This is a genomic window from Streptomyces sp. NBC_00620, assembly GCF_026341825.1.
Taxonomy (GTDB): domain Bacteria; phylum Actinomycetota; class Actinomycetes; order Streptomycetales; family Streptomycetaceae; genus Streptomyces.
This window is the reverse complement of the sequence record NZ_JAPENY010000001.1, coordinates 4,133,955-4,156,323: the sequence shown is the minus strand read 5'-3', so window position 1 is coordinate 4,156,323 and position 22,369 is coordinate 4,133,955. Positions and strand designations below refer to the sequence as shown.

Below are 22,369 nucleotides of genomic sequence, written 5' to 3'. Positions count from 1 at the left end.
ATTGGCTGGAGACGGACGCGGCCTCCGTGCTCACATGGGCCGCATGATGCCTGCCGACCGACTGCTGGCCTTCGCGGCCATGTCGTTCCTGCTGATCGTGATACCCGGCCCCAGCGTCCTGTTCGTGATCGGGCGGGCGCTGGCGCAGGGCCGCCGGGCCGCGCTGACGACGGTCGCGGGGAACACGCTCGGGGCCTGCGTGCTCGTCGTGGCGGTGGCGCTCGGGGTCGGGGCCGTGGTGGAGCGCTCGGTGCTCGTCTTCACGGTGCTGAAGCTGGCGGGCGCCGCGTACCTGGTGTATCTCGGCGTCAAGGCGGTGCGGCAGCGCCGGTCGCTGCAGGCCGCGTTCACCGGTGACGGTCCCGCGCACGGCGGTCTGCGCACCCTGTGGGAGGGGTTCGCGGTCGGCGTGGCCAACCCCAAGACCATGGTGTTCTTCGCCGCCGTACTGCCTCAGTTCGTCAACCGGAGCCAGGGGCACGTCAGCGCTCAGATGCTGCTGCTCGGGCTGGTCTTCAATGTCATCGCGGTGGTCTTCGACAGCGCCTGGGGACTGGTCGCGGCCGGCGCGCGGAGCTGGTTCGCGAACTCGCCGCGGCGGCTGGCGCTGGTCGGCGGAGTCGGCGGGCTCACGATGATCGGCCTCGGTGTGACGGTCGCGGCGACGGGCCGCAAGGAATAGATCAGGGCGGGTCCGCCTTCCCGGGGACCCTGCGGGCCACCCGGCACACCGCCCCGTAGGGTGGCAGGCGTGTCGTACGTAGGCCCTGACTTCGAACCTCCCCAGCCGCGCCGCTCCCGGCGCGGGCCGCTGACCGTGGCGGTCGCCGCGCTGGTGCCGGGTGCGCTGGCCGGGTGGCTGGTGTGGCAGGCGGTGGCTGACGACTCCGGGGACGGAGCCGCGCCGCAGCAGACGCGGGGGGCCGCCTCTTCCGCGCCCTCCACCTCCTCCGCCTCCGGGTCGCCGACGCCCTCGAGCACCGGCGACGGCAAGGAACCGAGCCCCACGTCGTCCGCGCCCGCCGCCTCCGGCCCCCTCAAGGGCAAGGTCGTCGTGATCGACCCCGGGCACAACCCCGGCAACTTCCAGCACACGGCCGAGATCAACCGCAAGGTGAACATCGGAACGAACTCGAAGGAGTGCGACACGACGGGCACCGCGACCAACGCGGGTTATACAGAGGCCCAGTTCACCCTCGACGTGTCGCGGCGGCTGCGCACGATCCTCCAACAGCAGGGCGCCACGGTGAAGTTCACCCAGAACGGCGACCGTTCCTGGGGCCCGTGCATCGACGAGCGGGCCGAGATCGGCAACAAGGCGAACGCCGACGCGGTCGTCTCGATCCACGCGGACGGCGCGGGCGCCGGCCAGCGCGGCTTCCACGTGATCCTTCCCGGAACCGTCCACGACGGCGCCGCCGACACCCGCCCGATCATCGCGACGTCCCGTGATCTCGGCGTGCGCATCGCGGGCAACTTCGCCCGCGAGACCGGCACCGCGCCCTCCAACTACATCGGCGAAGGCACGGGTCTCGACGTCCGGACGGATCTCGGCGGTCTCAATCTGTCAACGGTTCCAAAGGTGTTCATCGAGTGCGGCAACATGCGTGACAGCCAGGACGCCGCCCGGCTGACCAGCGGCGCGTGGCGGCAGAAGGCGGCAAGTGGGATCTCTGATGGAATCGTGAGTTTCCTGCGCGGGTGACGATCAGTGCGTCGAACCCGGCGGACACCCTGGTGAAGCGGGCGATAGTGTCGTCTCTACGATGAGGGGCCACCCCCGCGCTTCACACCACGGCCTTACGGCGGCATGGTGGCAGCGACGCCTCCACCGACGACGAGACGACCACGAAGGACCGACTGAAGTGAATATCCGCTCCCTCACTCGAGGCGACGGCGTGGTGATCGGAGCAGCGGTATTGCTCTTGATCGCCTCGTTCCTCGGCACGTACGACACCTCCGGCGACGACATCCCCAATGCCTGGGACAACCTGGGCCTTCTGATGAGCGTGTACGTCGGCGGCATCATCGGTGCGGCTCTGATCGTTGTCGCTCGCGCGCTCCCGCAGCCGCGCAAGGTCATCGGGCTCGACCTCGGTCAGCTCGGGGTGGCCCTGACGATCTTCGCCGCGTGGACCTCGCTCTGGACGATTTTCGACCCGCTGGGCGCGTTCAGCGACAGCTTCGGCTCCGCGGAAATCGACACGGGCATGGGTCTGATCCTCGGCCTGCTCGCCGCTCTGATCCTGGCCGGCGCCGCGATCGCCACCCCGCTCGTCCCCGCCCTGACGGCCGCGCTCCTCCCGGCTCCCAAGCCCGCCGCCCCGGGGCCCTACGGCGGTCAGCCGCAGGGTGGTTACGGCTACCCGGGCGCCCAGCAGCCCGGCCAGCCCTACGGCGCGCAGCCGCAGCAGGGCCAGCCGTTCGGTGGTCAGCCGAGCCAGCCGCAGCAGGCTCCGGCGCCGCAGGTGCAGCAGCCGGCCGGGGACTTCTCCCCGTTCTGGTTCGCCGTGCCGGTGCCGCGTCCGCTGTACGCGGAGGACGGTTCGCCGACGCCGATCGCCGAACTGGCGCCGGGCACCTGGTACCTGGCCGTCGAGCAGCGCGGCCCCAGCCTGGTGGCGCAGACGCAGGACGGCCGTCGCGGTGTTCTGCAGGACACGTCGGGGATCCAGCGCGGCTGATCCGCACTCCGGTTCCGCACGGCCCCTCGCCCTTCCGGGCGGGGGGCCGTTGTCGTACGCTCGACCGGGCCTGCATCTGACATACCGTCAGAACAGCGCGCCTGGAGGAGACATGCGGCTCGGGCTCGCACTCGGCTACTGGGGACGCGGCCCCTCCGCCGACCACGTACCGCTCGCGCAAGAGGCGGAGCGCCTCGGCTACCACTCCGTGTGGACCGCCGAGTCCTGGGGCAGCGACGCCTTCACCCCGCTGACCTGGATCGCCGCGCAGACGTCAAGGATCAAGCTGGGTACGGCGGTTGCGCAGATGGCGGCCCGCTCCCCCACCACCACCGCGATGCACGCGCTCACCCTCGACCATCTCTCGGGCGGGCGCATGATGCTCGGCCTCGGCCTGTCGGGGCCGCAGGTCGTCGAGGGCTGGTACGGGCGCCCGTTCCCGAAGTCGCCGCTGACCGCGACCCGGGAGTACGTCGATGTCGTACGCCAAGTCCTCAGGCGCGAGGCCCCGGTCGAACTCGACGGACGCTTCCACTCCCACCCCTACCGGGGCCCGGACGGCACCGGCCTCGGCAAGCCGCTCAAGTCCATCACTCATCCCCTGCGGGCCGAACTGCCCGTCCTGCTCGGCGCCGAGGGCCCGAAGAACATCGCGCAGACCACGCGGATCGCGGACGGCTGGCTGCCGCTGTACTGGTCGCCGACACGTCCTCAGGCGTACGAGGCCTCGCTTGCGGACCTGCGGGACGGCTTCCTCATCGCCCCCATGGCCCGCGCGCACGTCTGCGACGACCTCGCCGAAGGGCTGCTGCCCGTGAAGGCCATGCTCGGCTTCTACATCGGCGGGATGGGGCACGCGGCCCGCAACTTCCACGCCGATCTGATGGCGCGGATGGGCTTCGAGGAGGAGGCCCGGCGCGTCCAGGAGCTGTTCCTCGCCGGGCGCCGCGAGGAGGCCGTACTCGCCGTCCCCGACGCCTTCGCGGACGACATCTCACTCGTCGGCCCGCGTGAACGCATCGCCGAGCGCCTGGAGTTGTGGCGGAAGGGCCCGGTGACCGACCTGCTGGTGCTCTCCTCCGACCCGCCCACACTCCGCGTACTCGCCGAGCTCAACTCCTAGATCCTGTACGGCGGACAGGCCCTAGCCGCCGGTCAGCTGGGAAGCCGAAGGTACCTGGTCCGTCACCTCGGCACCGGCGCTCTTCCCGGCGTCCTTCACGTCGTTGATGATGTCGTCGAAGGAGCCGACGACCGCGTCCGTCGAGTCGCCCTTGCGGAGCTTGGACGGCAGGTCCTTGAGCGCGGCGATGCCCGCCGCGAGCGGGGCGACGGCCTTCGCGAGCGTCGGGTCGCCCTGGGCGTTCTTGGTCGCGGCCTTGAGGCGGTTGTACGTGAACGCGCCCGCGACGCCGGCCTTCACGAGGGCGAGCCTGCGTCCCTTGGCGCCCTTCTTGAACTTGCCGGCCTTCCAGGGCTTCACGATCCACTGGTAGGTGGCTCCGGCCGCGAGCCCCGCGTTCACCACGAAACGGGTCTTGGCGAACTTCTGCTTCTCGGCCGAGGTGGTCGGCGTCGGAGTGGCGGCCGCGACCACCGCGGCGGTGTCCTGGGTGGCTGAGCCACTGCCACAGGCGGTGGCTCCGGCGAGCAGGGCGCAGCAGAGACTGAGCGCCACGACGAGGCGCCGTATCGGTACGGGCACGGGGTCCTCCGGGAAGGGAACGGTCCTCCCCGGTTCCGGGAGAACACGGCTCTTCCAGCAGCGTCGCCCGGGGCCCGCGATTGCGCCACTTGAGCGAACCCGTTCGGGTTTCATCCACGCTTCGCGGGCAATCCGGAGGGCATGGCCCCTGAGAATCGTTCCAACCCGGCGGGGACGGTCATCGCGCTCGTCGCAAATGCGATGGCCGTGATCATCGGTCTCTGGATCATCATGTATCTAATGGACGCGAACCGCGCCAACGATCTGGTGCAGTTCGTTCACGACGTGGCGGCGTGGCTTGCGGGCTGGTCCCGCGACCTGTTCACGTTCGACGAGGAATGGGCTCGCGTCGTCGCGGGCTACGGCCTCGCAGCCATCGTCTACCTCTTCGTCGGCCACGCCGTGGCCAACCGGATGCACCGGCGCTGAGAACCTGCGGAACTGGACCTCTACTGGCAGCAGTCGGGGTCCAGGCCCGTCGGGAGGCGTTCGCCGCTGAAGACGGCGCAGGTGGGCTCGTCGCCGCCCAGTGCGGCGACGGCCAGCAGGAGTGAGCCGGCCGTCCAGCTGGTGAGCTCCTCGGGCCAGATGGCCCGGTCCTCGAAGACGTAGCCGGTCCAGTACAGGCCCGTCTTCGGGTCGCGCAGGTGCTGGATGGACTGGAGGATCTCCAGTGCGCGGTCGGATTCACCCACGGCCCAGAGCGCCAGGGCGAGTTCGGCCGATTCACCGCCGGTCACCCACGGGTTGGGGCTCACGCAGCGGACGCCGACTCCGGGGACCACGAAGCGGTCCCAGCCCTCCTCGATACGGGACTTGGCCTCGGCGCCGGTCAACGCGCCGCCGAGCACCGGGTAGTACCAGTCCATCGAGTAGCGGTCCTTGTCGAGGAACCGCTCGGGGTGCCTGCGGATCGCGTGCCGCAGCGCGCCCACCGCCAACTCCCAGTCGGGCTGCGGCTCTTCACGCTGCTCGGCGATGGCGAGCGCGCAGCGCAACGCGTGGTGGATCGACGAACTCCCGGTCAGCAGCGCGTCGTCGACGGCCCGGCCGTCGGCCTCGCGCTTCCAGCCGATCTGCCCGCCGGGCTGCTGGAGCCGGAGCACGAACTCCATCGCCGCGTAGACGTTCGGCCACATCCGGTCCAGGAACGCGTCGTCGCCCGTCGCGAGATAGTGGTGCCAGACGCCGACCGCGATGTACGCGCAGAAGTTGGTCTCCAGGCCGTGGTCGGTGACGTCCTCGAAGTCCCCGTCGGCGTAGGCCGCGTACCAGGAGCCGTCCTGGTTCTGGTGGCGGGCGAGCCACTCGTACGCGCGCTCCGCCGCCTCGGGCTCCCCCGCCGCGTCCAGCGCCATGGCCGCCTCGGTGTGGTCCCAGGGGTCCAGGTGATGTCCGCGGTACCACGGGATGGCACCGTCCGGGCGCTGCACCGCGAGGATCCCGCGCACCGTGGCGGCAGCCTGCTCGGCGGTGAGGACCCCGGGCAGGACGAGGTGTTCTGTCCGGGGAGTTGTCACGAAGCGTCCACCGCGGCGGAGGCGGCGGGCAGGTGCGGCTTGGTCGCGTACGCCACGAAGCTCTTGCCGATCAGCGGGTTCAGCGCGTTCTCCGCGACCCGGGTGGCGAGCGGTTTCTTCATGATGTCCCAGACCAGGAGCTTGTGGTACGCCCGCACGGGCAGCACCTTGTCGTTGTCGACGCCGAACGCGCACTTCAGCCACCAGTACGGGGAGTGCAGCGCGTGCGCGTGGTGGGTGCCGTACGGCCTGAGCCCGGCCTCCCTGATCTTGGCGAGGAGTTCGTCCGCCTTGTAGATGCGGATGTGGCCGCCCTCGACCTCGTGGTACGCGTCGGACAGCGTCCAGCAGACCTTCTCGGGCCCGTAGCGCGGCACGGTGATCGCGATGCGGCCGCCCGGCTTGAGGACCCGGACCATCTCCGCGAGTACGCCCTTGTCGTCCGGGATGTGCTCCATGACCTCGGAGATGATCACGACGTCGAAGGACTCGTCGGGGAACGGCAGCGCGAGGGCGTCGCCCTCCATGGCCGTCGCGGTGGCCCCGGCCGGCGCCTCGCCCGCCTCCTTCATCGCCTCGAACCACTTGGCGACCTCGCGGATCTCCTCGGCGTTCTGATCCAGCGCCACTACCTGGGCACCGCGCCGGTAGCACTCGAACGCGTGCCGGCCGGCACCGCATCCGAGGTCCAGTACGCGGTCGCCCGGGGCGAGCGGGAACCGGGAGAAATCGACGGTCAGCACGTGGCCCTGCTTTCGCGATCGGGGGCGGGGTCTGTTGAGGCCGCGGAGCGGCCGGGAGTCTGGGGCGCGGAGCGGCGGGGGCCTGCCGCGGAGCGGCTGGGGGGTTCGGGCGCGGAGTGGTCGGCCGGCCCGCCCGCGGAGCGGGTCATTGCCTCGCGGTAGCGGGAGACCGTGCCCTCGGCGGCTCGGGCCCAGGTGAAGCGGTCCAGTACGCGCGTGCGGCCGGCGGCGCCCAGGCGGGCCCGCAGTTCCGGGTTGCCCAGGACGCGGCTCAGGGCGGCGGCCAGTGCGCCCGAGTCGCCGGGGGGCACGGCGAGGCAGGTTTCGCCGTCGGGGCCCGCGACCTCCGGGATGGCCCCGCCGGTGGTGGCCACGAGCGGCGTGCCCGTCGCCATCGCCTCGGCGGCGGGGAGGGAGAACCCCTCGTACAGGGAGGGCACGCAGGCGACCTCGGCCGACCGTACGAGGTCGACGAGTTCGGCGTCGGAGATCCCCTTGACGAACTCGACGGCGCCTTCGAGGCCGTACCGCTCGATGGCCTGCGCGACGGGCCCGTCCTCGGCACGCCTGCCGACGACGACGAGGTGCGCGCCCGGGTGCTCGGTGCGCACCTTCGCGAGCGCCTCGACGAGGAAGACGAGCCCCTTGAGCGGCACGTCCGCGCTGGAGGTGGTGACGATCCGGCCCGGCACCTGCGGCACTGAGGGGTCTGGCGAGAAAAGGTCGGTGTCGGCGCCGATGTGGACGACGTGCACACGGTCGTCGCGTACGCCGAGGTGTTCGACGATCTCCTGGCGTGAGGTGCCGGAAACGGTGAGCACGGACGGCAGGCGGCGCGCGACCCGCTTCTGCATGCGCGTGAAGGCGTACCAGCGGCGTACGGACATGCGCCGCTTCCAGCCCTTGGCGGCGTCCAGCTCCAACTGCCGGTCGACGGTGATGGGGTGGTGGATGGTGGTGACCAGCGGGGCGCCCATGTCCCCCAACAGCCCGTAGCCGAGGGTCTGGTTGTCGTGGATGACGTCGAACTCGCCGCGGCGGGCGCGGAGATGGTGCCGGGCGCGCAGCGAGAAGGTCAGCGGCTCGGGAAAACCGCCGGTCCACATGGTGGAGACCTCCAGCGCGTCGACCCAGTCCCGGTACTCACCGCGCTTGGGGGTGCGAAAGGGGTCGGGCTGGCGGTACAGGTCGAGGCTGGGCAGCTCGGTGAGACTGAGGGCGGGAAGGCCTTCGTCCAGCACCGGATAGGGCTGGGAGCCGATGACCTCGACATGGTGTCCGAGTCGGGCGAGCTCGCGCGAGAGGTGTCGTACGTACACACCCTGGCCGCCGCAGAACGGGTTCCCCTTGTACGTGAGAAGCGCGATGCGCAACGGTCGTTCGCCGTCGGCGGCCGCGCCCTCTCCGGGGCCCGCCTCCATGGCCTCAGCGGTCACTCTCGGCCCCCTTCTCCCTGCACTTTCCCGCGAGATTACGCCGGGACGCTAATCTAGAACAAGTTTCAGACTTGATCGTTCAAGGAGCATTGAATCTACCGGCAGGTAGCGCCGCTGTGAGCGGTGGATCAGGTGATTCACGCCACGACGAGGTGGCATGGTCGCCCGATCCGCGCGGCGGTCGAATACCCTGCTGCGCCGACTCCTCGCTTCTCTCGCTGATGTCACGGAATGTCACGGAACGGGAACCATGCCTGCGGAAGCCAAGGCGGACACGAACAGCGCGCGACCGGACTCGCACCCCACCGCGCCGCACCCCCCGCGCACCACCACACACTCCACCGCGCTCCCCGCCTCTCCCCCGCTCACCGAGCGGCAGGAGGCGCGCCGCCGCAGGATCCTGCACGCGAGCGCGCAACTGGCCAGCCGGGGCGGCTTCGACGCGGTGCAGATGCGCGAGGTCGCGGAGTCCTCGCAGGTCGCCCTCGGCACCCTCTACCGCTACTTCCCGTCGAAGGTCCATCTGCTGGTCGCCACCATGCAGGACCAGCTGGAACACATGCACGGCACCCTGCGCAAGAAGCCGCCGGCCGGGGACACGGCCGCCGAGCGCGTGGCGGAGACCCTGATGCGGGCCTTCCGCGCCCTCCAGCGCGAGCCCCATCTCGCCGACGCCATGGTCCGCGCGCTCACCTTCGCGGACCGCAGCGTCAGCCCCGAGGTCGACCAGGTCTCCCGGATGACCACGGTGATCATCCTCGACGCGATGGGCCTCGACGACCCCACCCCCGCCCAGCTCTCCGCCGTCCGCGTCATCGAGCACACCTGGCACTCGGCCCTCATCACCTGGCTCTCCGGCCGGGCCTCCATCGCCCAGGTAAAGATCGACATCGAGACGGTCTGCCGCCTGATCGACCTGACGGACCCGGGCGAGCGGCGCTGAGACCAGCGCCGCTTCCCCTACTCCTCGGGCGGGAACACCGGCTCCCCGCTCCCCAGCAGCGTGATCATGATCGCCTCCACCGGGCACCCCTCCGCCGCCTCCAGGATCTTCTCGTTGGCGTCGGTCTCCGGTTCTGCCGGGTGGGACTGCATGCCGGTGTCGAGCCGGAACGAGCCCGGGGCGAGGTGGACGCACTGGGCCGAGCCGATGCAGAGGGAGCGGTCGACCTCGATCTGCCAGCGGTCGCCCATTCCTACGCCTCCCAGCCGGCCGGCAGGTGGATCATCTTGTGCTCCAGGAACTCGCTGAGGCCCTCGGGCCCGAACTCCCGTCCCAGCCCTGAGTTCTTGTAGCCGCCGAAGGGGCCGAGCATGTCGAGGCTGAAGGTGTTCACGTTGTACGTGCCGGTACGGACCCCGCGGGCGAACTCGATGCCGTGCCCGACGTCCGCCGTCCAGACGCTGCCGCTCAGCCCGTAGTCGGAGTCGTTGGCGATCTTCAGCGCCTCGTCCTCGTCACCGTAGGGAAGGAGGCAGATCACCGGGCCGAAGATCTCCTCGCGGGCGATCCGCATGGAGTTGTCGACGTCGCCGAAGAGGGTCGGCTCGACGTACCAGCCACGGTCGAGGCCGGGCGGACGGCCGCCGCCGGTGAGGACTTTGGCGCCCTCCTCCTGGCCGATGCGGATGTAGTCGAAGTTCCGCTGCTGCTGCCGTTTCGCGACCAGCGGGCCGACCTGCGTCGCCGGGTCCAGCGGGTCGCCGACGACCAGCGCGCTCGCCGCCGCGGCGAAGGCGTCCGCGAACTCGTCGTAGCGCGAGCGCGGCAGCAGGATGCGGGTCTGGGCGACGCACGCCTGGCCGTTGTTCATCCAGGCCGCCCCGACGATCCCGGGGACTGACGTCGCGATGTCCGCGTCCGGCAGGACCACCGCCGCCGACTTGCCGCCCAACTCCAGTGTCACGCGGGTGAGATTGCGCGAGGCGACCTCCATCACGCGCCTGCCCGCGTCGACCGACCCGGTGAAGGACACCTTGTCGATCCCGGGGTGCCCGACCAGGTACTCGCTCACCTCGCGGTCCGCCGGGAGGATCGACAGGACGCCCTCCGGCAGCCCGGCGTCCTTCGCGATCTCCCCCAACAGATAGGCGTCCAGGGGTGATTCGGGCGACGGCTTGAGTACGACGGTGCAGCCGGCGAGGAGCGCGGGGGCGAGCTTGGCGGCGGCCACGAACTGCGGCACGTTCCACGGGACGACGGCCGCGACCACGCCCACCGGCTCCCGCCGCACGAGGATCTTCCCGAGGACTCCGTCGCGCGTCTCCTCGTACGTGAAGCCGCGCGCGACCGTGATCGCCGCGTCCCACACCATCATCGCGCCGAGGGCCTGCGCGAGGACGCTCCAGGAGTACGGGGAGCCGTTCTCGGAGGAGATGACGCGGGCGATCTCCTCGTGGCGTACGGCGATCCCGTCCTTGATCCGGCTCACCACCTCGACCCGCTCGTCGAGGCTCATCCGCGGCCAGGGCCCCTCGTCGAAGGCCTGCCGTGCGACGGCGACGGCACGGTCGACGTCCGCCGTCGACGCGTGCGGGACGCGTCCGATGACCTCTTCCGTGTGCGGCGAGATCACCTCGATGACGTCCTTGCCCAGCGGGTCCGTCAACTCCCCGCCTATGAACAGCTGTCCGTGTTCCACAAGCTCGGTCATGGCCGACTGCCTCTCCGGGGACGTTCCCTGACGGTTCATCAGATATGGAAACTGATACCAGTTCCACTCGGAGGAGTCCACGGCCCTCACACCACTTCGCCACACCTTCCGGATCTCCCCGGCTCTACGATGATCAAGTCAAGGGGAGGTAAACGGGGATGGCGAGCAACAGAGGGCCGGGCCGCCGGTGGGCGATCGCCGTGGCGGTCGTGGCACTCACCGTCTGCGGTGCCGGGTGGGCCGTTTCGGCGAACGGAGAGGCGCAGCACCCCGGGGTGTCCAGCCAGACGGCGACGCCCGCCACCCGGGACGAGATGATCCGCGACTGGGGCAAGACGCTCACAGAGCACGGGGAGCAGCTGCCCGACACCTCGAAGATGAGCACCGCGGAGATCCGGACCGGCTGGCAGCGGGCCATCGTCCAGTACGCGGAACCCGCCGACATGCCGACCGTGTACCCGTGCGAAGGCCTGAAGGTTCTGTTCGACCCGGACTGCTGGTAATCGGCAACTCCAGTCATTCCACGGCGGGTTGACCACGCATCGCGCATCGCGCATCGCGCATCACCCCACATCCACCAGCGCCATCCATCACGCGCCATTCATGCCGCGTCGATGTGTCATGCGCGCGTCACGAATAGAGGACAAGGCAGATGAAACTCAAGCTCCTGACCACCACCGCGGCCTGTACCGCCGTACTGCTGGCAGGCCTGGTCGCCCCGGCCTCGGCGGCAGTCCCGGCGGCGACCCCGTCCGGCGTCGGCGTCGACATCGAGACCAAGTCGCCCGAGGAGGTCCTGGCCTACTGGACCCCTGAGCGGATGAAAAGAGCACTCGCCGCCCCCGAGCGGCTGCCCTCAGTGCCCGCCGGGAACGTCAAGAGCGAGCGGGCCTTCGCGGGCACGTCCGCCGCCGAGGCCGAGCATGTCACCGCCTCCGCCGACGCGGTCCAACCCGCCGCCGGAGCCGCATCGTCCACCCTCTCCACTGTCTCCTCCAGCGTCTCCGCCCAGGCGGCAGCGGCCGCCGACATCGCTGTCGCCCAGGACGTGCCGGCCTCCACCTCCATCCCCAACGTCGTCGTGGGCAAGCTCTTCTACACCGAACCCGACGGCAGCCCGGGCGCCTGCTCCGCGTCGGTGATCGTTTCGGATACCGCGAACACCATCTGGACCGCGGCCCACTGCGTCCACCTGGGCGACGGCAGCGGGGACGCGGGCTGGTTCAGCAACTTCCAGTTCATCCCGGGCTACAAGGACGGCCAGGAGCCGTGGGGCGTCTGGGTCGCGGACCGGGAATACGCGCCCACCGAATGGCTGGAGGAGGGCGACAGCGAGGAGTCCGACATGGCCGCCGTGGTGCTGTCCCCGAGCGACACGTACGGCAACATCCAGGACAACATCGGCGCGCTGGGCTACCAGTTCGGCTCCGTCACCGACTACGACGAAGCGTTCACCGTCGGCTACCCGGGCGAGGGCTACAACCGCACCGACATGGACGGCGAGCAGATGATGTACTGCTTCGGCAACACCGAGGACGCCTCGTCGCTGAACCCCCTGGACGACCGGCTGAAGATGGACTGCGACATGGGCAAGGGCGCCAGCGGTGGCCCGATGTTCATCGGCGCACTGAGTTCCAATCCGCAGATCGTCGGCGCCAACAGCCACTACGAGTCGGACGCCACCACGGATGAGCGCCTCGACGACGACCTCTTCTCCTCCACCCACGACGCCAACGCGGTGGCGGTCATCAACGCGGTCAACGACAGCGCCTGACCCATTGCCCGCACCTGTCAGGTGACTTGGGCTCCCATTGGAACTGGTTCTAGTTATAGTGGCCGGAACCGGCGACAGGGGAGCCCATGACGAAGGTGACCGACCACGGTGGGGGCGTACGGTCCCTCGAGGTCCCCATCCCCGACAATCCCCTCGGCCACACGCTGGTGTACGTCGTCGACACCGACCGCGGCGCGGTCCTGATCGACACCGGCTGGGACGACCCCACCTCCTGGGACACCCTCGCGGAGGGGCTCACCGCCTGCGGCACCTCGGTCGCCGAGGTCCACGGCGTGGTCATCACCCACCACCACCCCGACCACCACGGCCTGTCGGGCAAGGTGCGGGAGGCTTCCGGGGCGTGGCTGGCGATGCACGCCGCGGACGCCTCGATCGTACGGCGGACGCGGGAGAACCGGCCCGAGCGTTGGTTCGCGTACATGACGGCGAAGCTGACGGCGGCGGGTGCGCCCGAGGAACACGTGGCACCCCTGCGCGGCGCCCGCTCCAGCACCTTCCCCGGCTTCTCCCCCGCGCTACCCGACCGCGAGATCGTCCCCGGCGAACTCCTCGAACTGCCCGGCCGCCGCCTCCGCGCGATCTGGACTCCCGGCCACACCCCCGGCCATGTCTGCCTCCACCTGGAGGAGGCTCACCCCGCCCAACTCCCGGGCAACGGGCGCCTGTTCTCCGGCGATCACCTGCTCCCGGAGATCACCCCGCACATCGGCCTGTACGAGGATCCTGACGACGCCACCGTCACCGACCCGCTCGGCGACTACCTCGACTCCCTGGAGCGCGTCGGCCGTCTCGCCCCCGCGGAGGTACTCCCGGCCCACCAGCACGCGTTCGCCGATGCCCCTTCCCGCGTAGGGGAGTTGCTCACCCACCACGAGGACCGCCTCACCGGCCTCCTCACCCTCCTCTCGGCCCCCCTCACCCCCTGGCAGCTCGCCGAGCGGATGGAATGGAACCGGCCCTGGGAGCAGATCCCCTACGGATCGCGGAACATCGCGGTGTCGGAGGCCGAGGCCCATGTGCGGAGGCTGGTGAAACTGGGGCGGGCGGAGGCGGTGACGGGGAGCGATCCGGTGACGTACGTCGCCGTGTAGCCACCGGTGTCGTACGTCGCCGTAGCCACCGGCCTTCGCGGGCCGCGGCACCGGCCCCGTCCCGGCCCGTCAGCGACCGTGGGCCGCGTAGTCGAGGCCCTCCTCGTACGGCATGGTGTGCCCCTCCTCGTACGCCTTCTCATAAGCCAGGTCGCCGATCTCGTCGCGGACGCGGAGTTCGTGGGAGCGGCGGGTGGCGATGAGGTCGGGTGAGTCCATCTGGGCGCGGCCGGTGAGTTCCCAGACGCGTTCGCCGATGCCGAGGAGGCGGGCGGCCCGGTGGCCGTCGCCGGCCGCGACGACCGCGGCGGCGAGGACGTCGAGGGCCATGGCCGCGCCGACCGTGTTGTGCATCAGGGTGTGTCCGGCCAGGGCGGTGCGGGCGTTGGCGACCGCCGCGCGGACGTCACCTTGGGCCAGGTCCGCCTGGGCGACGATGCCGTCGGCGAAGGCGCCCGCCCACGACTCACCGCACTTCACGCTTGCCTCGTGCACCTCCTCGGCCACCACACGCGCCCTGCCGTGGTCGCCGCGCAGCATGTGTGCGAAGGAGAGCGCCACGCGGACCTGGAGCTGGGCGGCGCCGTACGCGTCCTCCCGGACGGGCAGCCGGGGAGTGCGGCACAACAGGTCGATCGCCTCGGACAGCCGTCCGCTCAGGGCCAGTTGGCCGCCCCCGACATACGCCGCGGCCACCACCGCCACCGGATCGCCCTGCGCCTCGGCGGCCTCCGTACACCGCTGCGCCCAGCCGGCCGCAACCTCCAGGTCGCCCTGGAGCAGCGCGACCGCGCCGCGTGCCCACAGAGCGCGGGTGCGGTCGGGTCCCGGGGCCGGGTCGGTGGCGAGCACCAGGTCCAGGCAGTGCTGGGCGTCGCGCAGATAGCCGCAGTGCCGCCAGAGGAAACCGGCGTCGGCCGCCATGGCGAGGGCGACTCGGCTGTCGGGTTCGGTGAGCGCGCAGTCCATGGCGGCGCGGAAGTTGGCGTGTTCGGTGAGGACGCGCTCGCACCAGGCGGCCTGGCGTCCGGTGTTCCACTCGGCGCAGCCCTCGCGGGCCAGGTGCCGGTAGTGGTCACGGTGGCGCAGGCGTACGGCCTTCTCCTCGCCGAGCGCGCGCAGCCAGTCGGCGCCGAACTCCCTTACGGTGTCGAGGAATTGGAAGCGGGCCGGGTCGGTGCGGTGGCGTCGCACGATGGACTGCTCGACGAGCCGGGCGAGCAGTCCGGCGATCCGCCCGGCGGGCAGCGGGCCGCCCGCGCAGACCTCCTCGGCGGCGTTCAGGCAGAAGCCGCCTGCGAACACCGAGAGGCGGGCCCAGAGCAGCCGTTCCAGCGGTGCGCACAGCTCGTGGCTCCAGCCGATGGCCGTACGGAGGGTGTGGTGGCGCGGGGGTCCCGCGGCCTGCGGGGAGGTGAGCAGGTCGAGCCGGGAGGGGAGGTGTTCGCCGAGGCGGCCGTGGAGTTCGGCCAGGGTGAGTTCCGAGAGGCGGACGGCCGCGAGTTCGATGGCGAGCGGGATGCCGTCGAGGTGGCGGCAGACGGCTTCCACCGCGGGGCGGTTGGTGTCGTCGAGGGCGAATCCGGTGGCGGCGGCCGCGCGTTCGGCGAACAGGGCCACCGCGTCGTCGGCGACGGGCAGCGGATCCACGTGCAGGACGCGCTCGCCCGGCAGGCCGAGCTGCTCCCGGCTGGTGACGAGGATGCGCAGCCCCGGCAGGACCGGCAGCAGGGTCTCGGCGAGCGCCACGCAGTCCGCGAGCACGTGTTCGCAGGAGTCGAGGATCAGCAGCAGCCGCTTGCCCTTGGCCCATTCGGCCACCACCTCGGTGACCGGTCCCGTCGACTGGTCCGCGAGCCGCAGCGCCTCCACGACGGCCAGGCCCACCAGCCCCGCGGTGTGCAGTGCGGAGAGCTCCACCAGCCATACGCCGTCGGGGTAGGCGTCCCGGACCCGGGCGGCGGCCCGTGCCGCAAGCCGTGTCTTGCCGACCCCGCCGACCCCGACGAGGCTCACAAGCCGACCGATACCGACTCCGGGGTCCAACTCCCCGTCCAGCCAGGCGAGTTCCTCACCTCGCCCGACGAAACTCCGCGTCTCCGGAAGCAGATTGCCGGGACGGCCGGGGCCTCCCGGACGACCACCGCTCCCGCTCGCCCCGGACTGAACCCGCTTTCGCCCCGCGCTCGTCTCGTCGGACACACCGACCAGTCTGACCCGGCGATGCTCACGCGTTGCCACTGTCCGACAACTCGGACAGAAAGGCGACAGAGCCCCATCACTTCCGGGCACCTTTCGACGAGATGCGATCAACTCCCTGTTGGTGAGGTGGGGGAGGGCGATATTCGGTGATTGTCGGGCGAGTGAGTGACGGGCGAGAGGGAGCTGAGGAACGGATGGCCGCCACGGGCGGAGGCGGTGAAGGCGATGGGGGCGACGAGAGTTGGCCCGGGGACGCCACGAGGCCGGCGCGAATGCTGCCGGCCCAGCCGGGCATCGAGAGACCGGCGCGGAGACGGCTGCCTACCCAGCTGGACATCGAGAAACGGGCGCGGCGTCGGCTGCCGACCTGGCCGGGCGTCGAGAACCGGGCGTCGGGCTTCAAGAACCGGGCGCGGCGACGGCTGTCGGTGCCGCTCGCGGCGGAGTGGCGGGCCCGGTGGCTGCTGCCGGCCCCGCTGATTGCCTGTCTACTGATCGCCGTGCCGGATCTGCTCGTCTCCCGGGTGCCGCCACTCGTCACGCTGCTGTTGATCGGCCCGCTGCTCGCGTGCGTCAGTTTCGGGGTGCGGCACACCGTGGTGGTCTGCTGCTGGTCGGCGGCGCTGGGCCTGGCGATGGGGATCGGTGACGGTTCGGTGCCGGGTCTCGATTTCGGCGTGCAGTGGAGCGGACTGCTGCTCGGCTGCGCCCTCACCGTGTACGCGGCCCGGCAGCGCGAGCGTCTCACCATGACGCTGGCCCAGACCCGGGAGGTGGCCCGGATCACCCAGGAGGCGATCCTGCGGCCCATCTCCCGCACCCTCGACGGCACTCAGGTGCACACCCGGTACCACTGCGCCGCCCGCGAGTCGACCGTCGGCGGCGATCTGTACGACGTCGCGGTGACACCGTACGGACTGCGCGTCCTCGTCGGTGACGTACGCGGTCACGGTCTCGACGCCGTCCGGCTGACCGCCGAGACGATCGCGGGCTTCCGTGAACTCGCCTACACCGCGCCCACTCTGACCGCCCTGGTCGGCGCCCTGGACGCCCGCCTCACCCCGGAGCTGGGCCCCGAGGACTTCGTCACCGCCGTGTTCGCCGAGTTCGCGCCCGGCGAGGTTCGCCTCGTCAACTGCGGTCACCCGCCGCCCCTGCGCTCCGGCCACCGCGTCGAGTTCCTCGAACCCCTGGTCCCCACACCGCCGTTGGGCCTGCGCCCGGAGCCCCGCCAGTACCGCGTACGCCTCCAGCCCGGCGACCGCCTCCTCCTCTACACCGACGGCCTGACCGAGGCCCGCGACCCGGAAGGCACCCCCTTCCCCGTCCTGGGCGAAGCCGCCCTGGCCCTGCGTGAACCCCTCCCCCAAGAGGCCCTCCACACCCTCTACACCCGCCTGACCGCCCACACCGGCACCACCCTCACCGACGACCTGGCCCTCGTCCTGTGCCAGCCGGCGGCATCGACGATCCCGGTACGCGTGCCGTGAGGTGGCGTACGAGCCGGTCCTGACCGAAGTCAGTGGTCAAGGCCCCCGCTCGGGCCGTCGAGTTGACTCTGGGCGCACGTGCGGAAGTCCGCCACGAGGCGGCTGCGGTCGTCGGCGCGGGTCGCCAGGACGACGTGGCTCGGCTCGACGCCGTGCAGGGGGACCATGGTGAGGTCGGGGCGGTGGCCGCCCGCGGCGGTGGCCGGGATGATGGTCATGGCCTGGCCGTCGGCGATGAGTTCGAGCTTGTTCTCGAAGTCCTCGACGAGGGGTCCGTCGGGTGCCCGGCTTCCGTCGGGCCGGGGGTCGATGCGCCAGAAGGCGTTCCAGTCCGCGTCGGGCACGCGGAGCAGGGGTTCGTCGGCGATGTCGTCGAGGGTGACGGACTCCTTGCCTGCCAGGCGGTGTCCGACGGGCATGAGCAACCCTCGGGGCTCGTCGTAGAGGACCGTCACGTTCAACTGGTCGGTCGGAAACGGCAGTCGGGTCACCAGCGCGTCCACTCGGCGATCGAGCAGGCATCCGCGCCGTTCGTTCCACGCCACGTGCAGGGCCTGTACGTCGGCGTCCCGGTGCCGGCGCCGCAGTGCGCGCACCGCCGGGGTGACGATGATGCCCATCGTGTACCCGATGGTGATCCGGCTGGGCTCGGCGGCCGCACGGGTGTGGGCCGCGGCCTGGGCGGCGGACCGCAGCAGCGCCTTGGCCCGGGGCAGGAAGACTTCCCCGGCCTCGGTGAGCCGGCTGCCCTGCGAGGTGCGGTCGAGGAGCCGGGCGCCCAACTGCTGCTCCAGGCGGCGGATCTGCCGGCTCAGGGACGGCTGATTGATGTGGAGGACCTCGGCGGCACGGCCGAAGTGCAGGTGCTCGGCGACGACGGTGAAGTACCGCACCAGCCGCAGATCGAGGTCCGGCGGAGACTGCGACGAGTCGGTCATACCCGGATAGTATCCGCCTCCGTTCACCGGTCAGACCCATGCATGCGCTCTGAACTGGGGTGATGCCTGGTTCGTATCGCCTCATACGGAACAGGCCTTGGACGCGGAACCCTCGGCACGCGCAGAGTCCTGGACATAACCCGCAAGCCATAACCCGCAAGCCGCAAGCCATGACTCGCAAGCCATAAGTGGCATGCCGTAAGGAGCGCACCATGCGCGTGTTCGTCACCGGCGCGACCGGATTCATCGGTAGCGCCGTCGTCCGCGAGCTCATCGACGCCGGGCATCAGGTACTCGGCCTCGCCCGCTCGGACAAGTCCGCCGCGTCACTGACCGCCGCGGGGGCCGAGGTGCACCGCGGCGCTCTGGACGACCTCGACAGCCTGCGCGCCGGAGCGGTGGCGGCGGACGGGGTGATCCACACCGCGTTCGTCCACGACTTCACCGACTTCGCGAACGCCGCCCGGACGGATCAGCGTGCCATCGAGACGCTCGGCGAGGCGCTCACTGGAACAGGCCGGCCCTTCGTCGTCGCCTCCGGGACCGCGTTCGCACCCGGCCGTCTCGTGACGGAGGAGGACGGTGTGCCCGAGGCGACCGTGGTGCCCCGGGTCTCGGAGCAGACGGCGCTGCCGTTCGCCGAGCGCGGTGTGCGCGTCTCGGCGGTGCGGCTCCCGCCGACGGTGCACGGCGAAGGTGATCACGGTTTCATCCCGATGATCATCGACATCGCCCGGACCAAGGGTGTTTCGGCCTACCCGGGCGACGGTTCCAACCGCTGGCCCGCCGTGCACCGGCTCGACGCCGCGCACCTGTTCCGGCTGGCTCTGGAAGCGGCGCCGGCGGGCACACGACTGCACGGGGTCGGCGAGGAAGGGATACCGGTCCGCGACATCGCCGACGTCGTCGGGCAGCAGCTGAAACTGCCGGTGACCGCCGTTTCCCGCGAGGAGACGGCGGACCACTTCGGCTGGCTCGGAGCCATCCTGGCGCTGGATGTCCCCGCGTCGAGCGCCCTGACGCGAAAGCAGCTGGGATGGCAGCCCGTACAGCCCGGGCTCATCGCGGACCTTGAGGAAGCCCACTACTTCAAGGACTGATTCATGGGCCGGTTCAGGGGCCGGTTCAAGGACTGATCCAAGGGCCGCTTCAAGAACCGGTTCAAGGCCTGAGCACCTGGGGCGGCAGCAGCCCGCGGATCAACTCCTCGGCATCCCCCAGGACTTGGACCTCCGCCTCGCTCATCGTCGGATTGGCCGCCCGTCGCCGCCTCGCCTCCGCGAGGCCGGCGTCGGTCACGCCGGGTGTGCCGTCCCCGAGCATCGCGGCCAGCGCATCACGAGCCACCTCCGCGTGGAGTTCGCCGCCGACGGCGACCTGGGCGAGGATCACGGCGGACATGCCCCAGTCGAGTCCGGGCGGGCCCTCCTCGGTGTTGGCCCAGTCGATGACCTTCGGGCCCTCGGGGGTGAGCATCACGTTGTCGGGGTGAAGGTCCAGGTGCAGGACGCGCACGGCGGGGTCGGCGGAGAGCCGGGCGGGCACGGCGTGCAGCGCGCGCAGCAGCCCGGCGAGGATGACGCCGGCTTCCCGGGGGCCGAGCAGCCCCACTCCGAACGCCTCCAGCATGGTCGGCCCGGACAGCCGCTCCATCACCAGGTCGGTACGGGTCGCAAGCCGCACACCCGGCACCGGAAAACCGTGACCTCGTACGTGTTCCATCACCGCGGCCTCGGCGGTGGCGTCGCCCCACCCCTCGCGGTCCCGCCGCAGCACCCACGCGGCGTCTATCTCGTAGACGTCCGCCGTACGCCCCGAGCCGAGCAGTCTCCCCGTCGTCCTCATGGCCCGAACCTACCCGGGGCTCACAGGCGGCCCTCAGCGGCTCTCCCATGGGCCGGTAGAGTGAACGCGTCGTCATCACACCCGTACGGGGGGAAGCCGGTGCAAATCCGGCGCTGACCCGCAACCGTGAGCCACTTGAGCAGCCTGAACGGCTTGGACAGGTGGTGAGCCGGATCGCCACGTCCGGGACGTGACCGGCTCGCGCCATCGGCAGTCCGCCGGTGGCAGGCACCGTCGAGGCATACGGGGCCGGAGCCGCCCGGATACTCCAGCGTGCCCGGTGCTGCCCGGATCCCCCACAGGGGAGAGTCATGTTTGTTCGCCGCAGCGCCGCGGTACAGGCCGCGGTACACGCCACGGCACACGGCAGGGCACACGTCGCGGTACGTGCCGCGATGGTGGCCGCGGTATCGGCCGCCACCGCCGTGATCGGTACGGCCGTCGCGCCGGCCGCCCTGGCCGACGACGCGTCCCCTTCCGCCTCCCCCTCCCAGGCCTTCCCGTCCGGTCTGTACGGCTCCACCGACCCCACCTACGACGGCGTCTGGCGCCAGTCGCTGGCGCTGCTCGCCCAGCACACCGTGGGGGTGAAGCCCGCGGCCAAGGCCGTCGACTGGCTGACCGGGCAGCAGTGCGCGGACGGAGGGTTCGCTCCGTACCGCGCCGACGCCACCGCCAAGTGCGACGCCAAGACGATGGTCGACACCAACAACACGGCGGCCGCCGTTCAGGCCCTCGCCGCCCTCGGCGGGCACGACTCCGAGACGGGCAAGGCCGTCGCCTGGCTGAAGTCCGTGCAGAACACGGACGGCGGGTGGGGATACGTCGCGGGCGGGGCGAGCGACGCGAACTCCACGTCCGTGGTGATCGGGGCGCTGGCCGCGACGGGCGAGAAGCCCTTGGACGTGACCTCGAAGGGTCGCGAGTCTCCGTACGACGCCCTGGCGGAGCTGTCGATTCCCTGCGACGCGGACGGCGGCGGCGCGTTCGCCTACCAGCCGGACAAGAAGGGGAAGCTCGCGGCGAACGCCGACGCGACCGCGGCGGCCGTGACCGGCTCGCTCGGCAAGGGCTTCGCCGGCGAAGCCGTGAAGCCGGCCGGCGACGGCGCCTCGTGCAAGACCACCGCCGGCGTCGACCCCGAGCAGGCCGCACAGAACGGCGCCGCGTACCTCGTCGGGGCCCTCGCCAAGGACAAGTACCTCACGTCGGCGCTGGCCGGCTCCGAGGACCAGCCCGACTTCGGCAACACCGCGGACGCGGTCGTGGCGCTCACCACCGCCGGTCACGGCGACAAGGCGGCCGACTCGGTGCGCTGGCTGGAGAGCAACTCCGCGCAGTGGGCCGCGCAGAGCGGACCGGCCGCGTACGCGCAGCTGATCCTCGCCGCGCAGGCGAGCGGCTTCGATCCGCGTGACTTCGGCGGCCGGGACCTCGTCGAGCAGCTGGGCGCTACGGGTCCCGCGCCGCAGACGGCCGCCGAATCGACCGAGGAGTCGACCGCCCCCAGCGCCGACGAGGAGAGCGACAGCGACGGGCTCGGCGTCTGGTGGATCGTCGGCGTCGGTCTCGTCGCCGGTATCGGCGTCGGCTTCCTGATCAGCGGCCGCAACAAGAGGCAGCAGCTGTGAGCCGACGCGGTACGACTGCCCTGGTCCTCGCCGTTCTCCTCCTCCTGCTCGGGACGGCGGGGCAGGCCCAGGCCGTCGGCTACCGCTACTGGTCCTTCTGGGACCTCACCGGCGGCCGGTGGACGTACGCGACGCAGGGGCCGTCGACCGCGCGGCCGTCCGACGGCGACGTCCAGGGTTTCCGCTTCGCGGTGAGCGAGGACTCGCAACAGGCGTCGAAGCCCCGCGGCGACACGGACTTCGCCTCCATCTGCGCCAAGTCGCCCGCCCAGCAGGGCAAGAAGCGCGTGGCCCTCGTCATCGACTTCGGTACGCCCACGGACGCGCCGTCCGGCGAGACCCCACCGTCCCCGCGTACGGCCTGCGCCCGCGTCCCCTCCGACGCCACCTCCGCCGAAGCCCTGGCCGCCGTCGCGAGACCCCTCCGCTACGACACCAACGCCCTCCTGTGCGCCATCGCGGGCTACCCGTCAACGGGCTGCGCCGACCAGATCTCCACCACCGCCAAGCCCAAACCGACCGACCAGGGCGGCCCGTCACTCGGCCTCCTGGCCGGAGCAGCAGCCGTCGCAGCACTGGGCGGAGCAGCAATCTGGCAGTCCCGACGCCGGCGAAACTGAGCCGACGATGACAAC

22 protein-coding genes and 1 riboswitch are annotated in these 22,369 nt (G+C 71.1%); of the genes, 13 read left to right on the top strand and 9 right to left on the bottom strand.

All coding sequences use genetic code 11. The features are described 5' to 3' along the window. Positions 1 to 43 precede the first annotated feature (43 nt). From OG246_RS18990 to OG246_RS18975, 4 genes are all read left to right on the top strand, one after another. On the top strand, positions 44 to 682 hold the full coding sequence (locus tag OG246_RS18990) for a LysE family translocator (RefSeq protein WP_266463604.1): 639 nt from the start codon (positions 44 to 46) through the stop codon (positions 680 to 682). 69 nt (positions 683 to 751) lie between these two features. Further along, positions 752 to 1,705 carry an N-acetylmuramoyl-L-alanine amidase gene (locus OG246_RS18985; protein ID WP_266463599.1) on the top strand — a complete coding sequence of 318 codons (954 nt, stop codon included), beginning with the start codon at positions 752 to 754 and terminating at the stop codon, positions 1,703 to 1,705. 160 nt (positions 1,706 to 1,865) lie between these two features. Next, positions 1,866 to 2,684, top strand: a complete 819-nt coding sequence (locus OG246_RS18980) for a hypothetical protein (RefSeq protein WP_266463597.1) — start codon at positions 1,866 to 1,868, stop codon at positions 2,682 to 2,684. A gap of 112 nt (positions 2,685 to 2,796) precedes the next feature. Then, a complete protein-coding gene (locus tag OG246_RS18975; RefSeq protein WP_266463594.1) occupies positions 2,797 to 3,807 on the top strand; it encodes an LLM class F420-dependent oxidoreductase in 1,011 nt (336 codons plus the stop codon). A 21-nt stretch (positions 3,808 to 3,828) separates the two neighbouring features. Here OG246_RS18975 and OG246_RS18970 read toward each other — a convergent pair whose 3' ends face one another. Beyond that, positions 3,829 to 4,389: a hypothetical protein gene (locus tag OG246_RS18970; RefSeq protein ID WP_266463583.1), complete on the bottom strand. Its 561-nt coding sequence runs from the start codon at positions 4,387 to 4,389 to the stop codon at positions 3,829 to 3,831. A 141-nt stretch (positions 4,390 to 4,530) separates the two neighbouring features. Between OG246_RS18970 and OG246_RS18965 the strand changes: the two genes are divergently transcribed. Further along, the gene (locus tag OG246_RS18965; RefSeq protein WP_266463580.1) at positions 4,531 to 4,818 is read left to right on the top strand and encodes a hypothetical protein; all 288 of its coding nucleotides are present in this window, start codon (positions 4,531 to 4,533) and stop codon (positions 4,816 to 4,818) included. 20 nt (positions 4,819 to 4,838) lie between these two features. Here the strand turns inward: OG246_RS18965 and OG246_RS18960 are convergent, their stop codons facing one another. From OG246_RS18960 to OG246_RS18950, 3 genes are read right to left on the bottom strand one after another with little or no spacing between them, the layout of a single operon-like run. Next, entirely contained in the window at positions 4,839 to 5,909 is a 1,071-nt protein-coding gene (locus OG246_RS18960; RefSeq protein WP_266463571.1) for a prenyltransferase/squalene oxidase repeat-containing protein, read from the bottom strand. After that, positions 5,906 to 6,652, bottom strand: coding sequence for a class I SAM-dependent methyltransferase (locus OG246_RS18955; protein ID WP_266463568.1), 747 nt, complete (start codon positions 6,650 to 6,652; stop codon positions 5,906 to 5,908). The genes OG246_RS18960 and OG246_RS18955 overlap by 4 nt, the downstream gene beginning before the upstream one ends. Beyond that, complete coding sequence (locus OG246_RS18950) at positions 6,646 to 8,088, bottom strand: glycosyltransferase family 4 protein (protein ID WP_266463565.1); 1,443 nt, start codon at positions 8,086 to 8,088, stop codon at positions 6,646 to 6,648. Before OG246_RS18950 ends, OG246_RS18955 begins: the two co-directional genes overlap by 7 nt. Before the next feature lie 250 nt (positions 8,089 to 8,338). On the opposite strand from OG246_RS18950, the gene OG246_RS18945 reads away from it, so the two are divergent. After that, positions 8,339 to 9,031, top strand: a complete 693-nt coding sequence (locus OG246_RS18945) for a TetR family transcriptional regulator (RefSeq protein ID WP_266463563.1) — start codon at positions 8,339 to 8,341, stop codon at positions 9,029 to 9,031. A 17-nt stretch (positions 9,032 to 9,048) separates the two neighbouring features. Here the strand turns inward: OG246_RS18945 and OG246_RS18940 are convergent, their stop codons facing one another. Then, positions 9,049 to 9,282 carry a ferredoxin gene (locus tag OG246_RS18940; RefSeq protein WP_266463562.1) on the bottom strand — a complete coding sequence of 78 codons (234 nt, stop codon included), beginning with the start codon at positions 9,280 to 9,282 and terminating at the stop codon, positions 9,049 to 9,051. Positions 9,283 to 9,284: 2 nt separating this feature from the next. Beyond that, positions 9,285 to 10,742 carry an aldehyde dehydrogenase gene (locus OG246_RS18935; RefSeq protein WP_266463559.1) on the bottom strand — a complete coding sequence of 486 codons (1,458 nt, stop codon included), beginning with the start codon at positions 10,740 to 10,742 and terminating at the stop codon, positions 9,285 to 9,287. 158 nt (positions 10,743 to 10,900) lie between these two features. Between OG246_RS18935 and OG246_RS18930 the strand changes: the two genes are divergently transcribed. The 3 genes from OG246_RS18930 to OG246_RS18920 all read left to right on the top strand — a co-directional run bounded on the left by OG246_RS18930 (position 10,901) and on the right by OG246_RS18920 (position 13,628). Beyond that, entirely contained in the window at positions 10,901 to 11,245 is a 345-nt protein-coding gene (locus tag OG246_RS18930) for a hypothetical protein (protein ID WP_266463555.1), read from the top strand. Positions 11,246 to 11,394: 149 nt separating this feature from the next. Next, complete coding sequence (locus tag OG246_RS18925) at positions 11,395 to 12,516, top strand: serine protease (protein ID WP_266463552.1); 1,122 nt, start codon at positions 11,395 to 11,397, stop codon at positions 12,514 to 12,516. Between the two features lie 86 nt (positions 12,517 to 12,602). Beyond that, positions 12,603 to 13,628, top strand: a complete 1,026-nt coding sequence (locus OG246_RS18920) for an MBL fold metallo-hydrolase (RefSeq protein WP_266463549.1) — start codon at positions 12,603 to 12,605, stop codon at positions 13,626 to 13,628. Between the two features lie 69 nt (positions 13,629 to 13,697). On the opposite strand, the gene OG246_RS18915 is transcribed toward OG246_RS18920, so the two are convergent. Next, positions 13,698 to 15,830, bottom strand: coding sequence for an NB-ARC domain-containing protein (locus tag OG246_RS18915; RefSeq protein ID WP_266463545.1), 2,133 nt, complete (start codon positions 15,828 to 15,830; stop codon positions 13,698 to 13,700). Between the two features lie 194 nt (positions 15,831 to 16,024). Between OG246_RS18915 and OG246_RS18910 the strand changes: the two genes are divergently transcribed. After that, on the top strand, positions 16,025 to 17,320 hold the full coding sequence (locus tag OG246_RS18910) for a PP2C family protein-serine/threonine phosphatase (protein ID WP_266463542.1): 1,296 nt from the start codon (positions 16,025 to 16,027) through the stop codon (positions 17,318 to 17,320). 29 nt (positions 17,321 to 17,349) lie between these two features. Here the strand turns inward: OG246_RS18910 and OG246_RS18905 are convergent, their stop codons facing one another. After that, positions 17,350 to 18,258, bottom strand: a complete 909-nt coding sequence (locus OG246_RS18905; RefSeq protein WP_266463539.1) for a LysR family transcriptional regulator — start codon at positions 18,256 to 18,258, stop codon at positions 17,350 to 17,352. Positions 18,259 to 18,470: 212 nt separating this feature from the next. Here OG246_RS18905 and OG246_RS18900 point away from each other — a divergent pair, with 212 nt between their 5' ends. Then, on the top strand, positions 18,471 to 19,358 hold the full coding sequence (locus OG246_RS18900; RefSeq protein ID WP_266463538.1) for an SDR family oxidoreductase: 888 nt from the start codon (positions 18,471 to 18,473) through the stop codon (positions 19,356 to 19,358). A 61-nt stretch (positions 19,359 to 19,419) separates the two neighbouring features. On the opposite strand, the gene OG246_RS18895 is transcribed toward OG246_RS18900, so the two are convergent. Beyond that, on the bottom strand, positions 19,420 to 20,103 hold the full coding sequence (locus tag OG246_RS18895) for an aminoglycoside phosphotransferase family protein (protein ID WP_266463534.1): 684 nt from the start codon (positions 20,101 to 20,103) through the stop codon (positions 19,420 to 19,422). A 90-nt stretch (positions 20,104 to 20,193) separates the two neighbouring features. Next, positions 20,194 to 20,282: riboswitch (cobalamin riboswitch) on the top strand. A gap of 216 nt (positions 20,283 to 20,498) precedes the next feature. Between OG246_RS18895 and OG246_RS18890 the strand changes: the two genes are divergently transcribed. Next, positions 20,499 to 21,734: a prenyltransferase/squalene oxidase repeat-containing protein gene (locus tag OG246_RS18890; protein ID WP_266464358.1), complete on the top strand. Its 1,236-nt coding sequence runs from the start codon at positions 20,499 to 20,501 to the stop codon at positions 21,732 to 21,734. Then, positions 21,731 to 22,354, top strand: coding sequence for an SCO2322 family protein (locus OG246_RS18885; RefSeq protein WP_266463531.1), 624 nt, complete (start codon positions 21,731 to 21,733; stop codon positions 22,352 to 22,354). The genes OG246_RS18890 and OG246_RS18885 overlap by 4 nt, the downstream gene beginning before the upstream one ends. The last annotated feature ends 15 nt before the right edge of the window (positions 22,355 to 22,369 follow it).

What these genes read in the sequence shown, in the direction of transcription:
- OG246_RS18990 (WP_266463604.1), top strand. Translation starts at nt 44, where the DNA reads ATGATGCCTGCCGACCGACTGCTGGCCTTCGCGGCCATGTCGTTCCTG.
- OG246_RS18925 (WP_266463552.1), top strand. Translation starts at nt 11,395, where the DNA reads ATGAAACTCAAGCTCCTGACCACCACCGCGGCCTGTACCGCCGTACTG.
- OG246_RS18975 (WP_266463594.1), top strand. Translation starts at nt 2,797, where the DNA reads ATGCGGCTCGGGCTCGCACTCGGCTACTGGGGACGCGGCCCCTCCGCC.
- OG246_RS18890 (WP_266464358.1), top strand. Translation starts at nt 20,499, where the DNA reads ATGGTGGCCGCGGTATCGGCCGCCACCGCCGTGATCGGTACGGCCGTC.
- OG246_RS18920 (WP_266463549.1), top strand. Translation starts at nt 12,603, where the DNA reads ATGACGAAGGTGACCGACCACGGTGGGGGCGTACGGTCCCTCGAGGTC.
- OG246_RS18900 (WP_266463538.1), top strand. Translation starts at nt 18,471, where the DNA reads ATGCGCGTGTTCGTCACCGGCGCGACCGGATTCATCGGTAGCGCCGTC.
- OG246_RS18965 (WP_266463580.1), top strand. Translation starts at nt 4,531, where the DNA reads ATGGCCCCTGAGAATCGTTCCAACCCGGCGGGGACGGTCATCGCGCTC.
- OG246_RS18945 (WP_266463563.1), top strand. Translation starts at nt 8,339, where the DNA reads ATGCCTGCGGAAGCCAAGGCGGACACGAACAGCGCGCGACCGGACTCG.
- OG246_RS18940 (WP_266463562.1), bottom strand. Translation starts at nt 9,282, where the DNA reads ATGGGCGACCGCTGGCAGATCGAGGTCGACCGCTCCCTCTGCATCGGC.
- OG246_RS18895 (WP_266463534.1), bottom strand. Translation starts at nt 20,103, where the DNA reads ATGAGGACGACGGGGAGACTGCTCGGCTCGGGGCGTACGGCGGACGTC.
- OG246_RS18935 (WP_266463559.1), bottom strand. Translation starts at nt 10,742, where the DNA reads ATGACCGAGCTTGTGGAACACGGACAGCTGTTCATAGGCGGGGAGTTG.
- OG246_RS18905 (WP_266463539.1), bottom strand. Translation starts at nt 18,258, where the DNA reads ATGACCGACTCGTCGCAGTCTCCGCCGGACCTCGATCTGCGGCTGGTG.
- OG246_RS18910 (WP_266463542.1), top strand. Translation starts at nt 16,025, where the DNA reads ATGGCCGCCACGGGCGGAGGCGGTGAAGGCGATGGGGGCGACGAGAGT.
- OG246_RS18930 (WP_266463555.1), top strand. Translation starts at nt 10,901, where the DNA reads ATGGCGAGCAACAGAGGGCCGGGCCGCCGGTGGGCGATCGCCGTGGCG.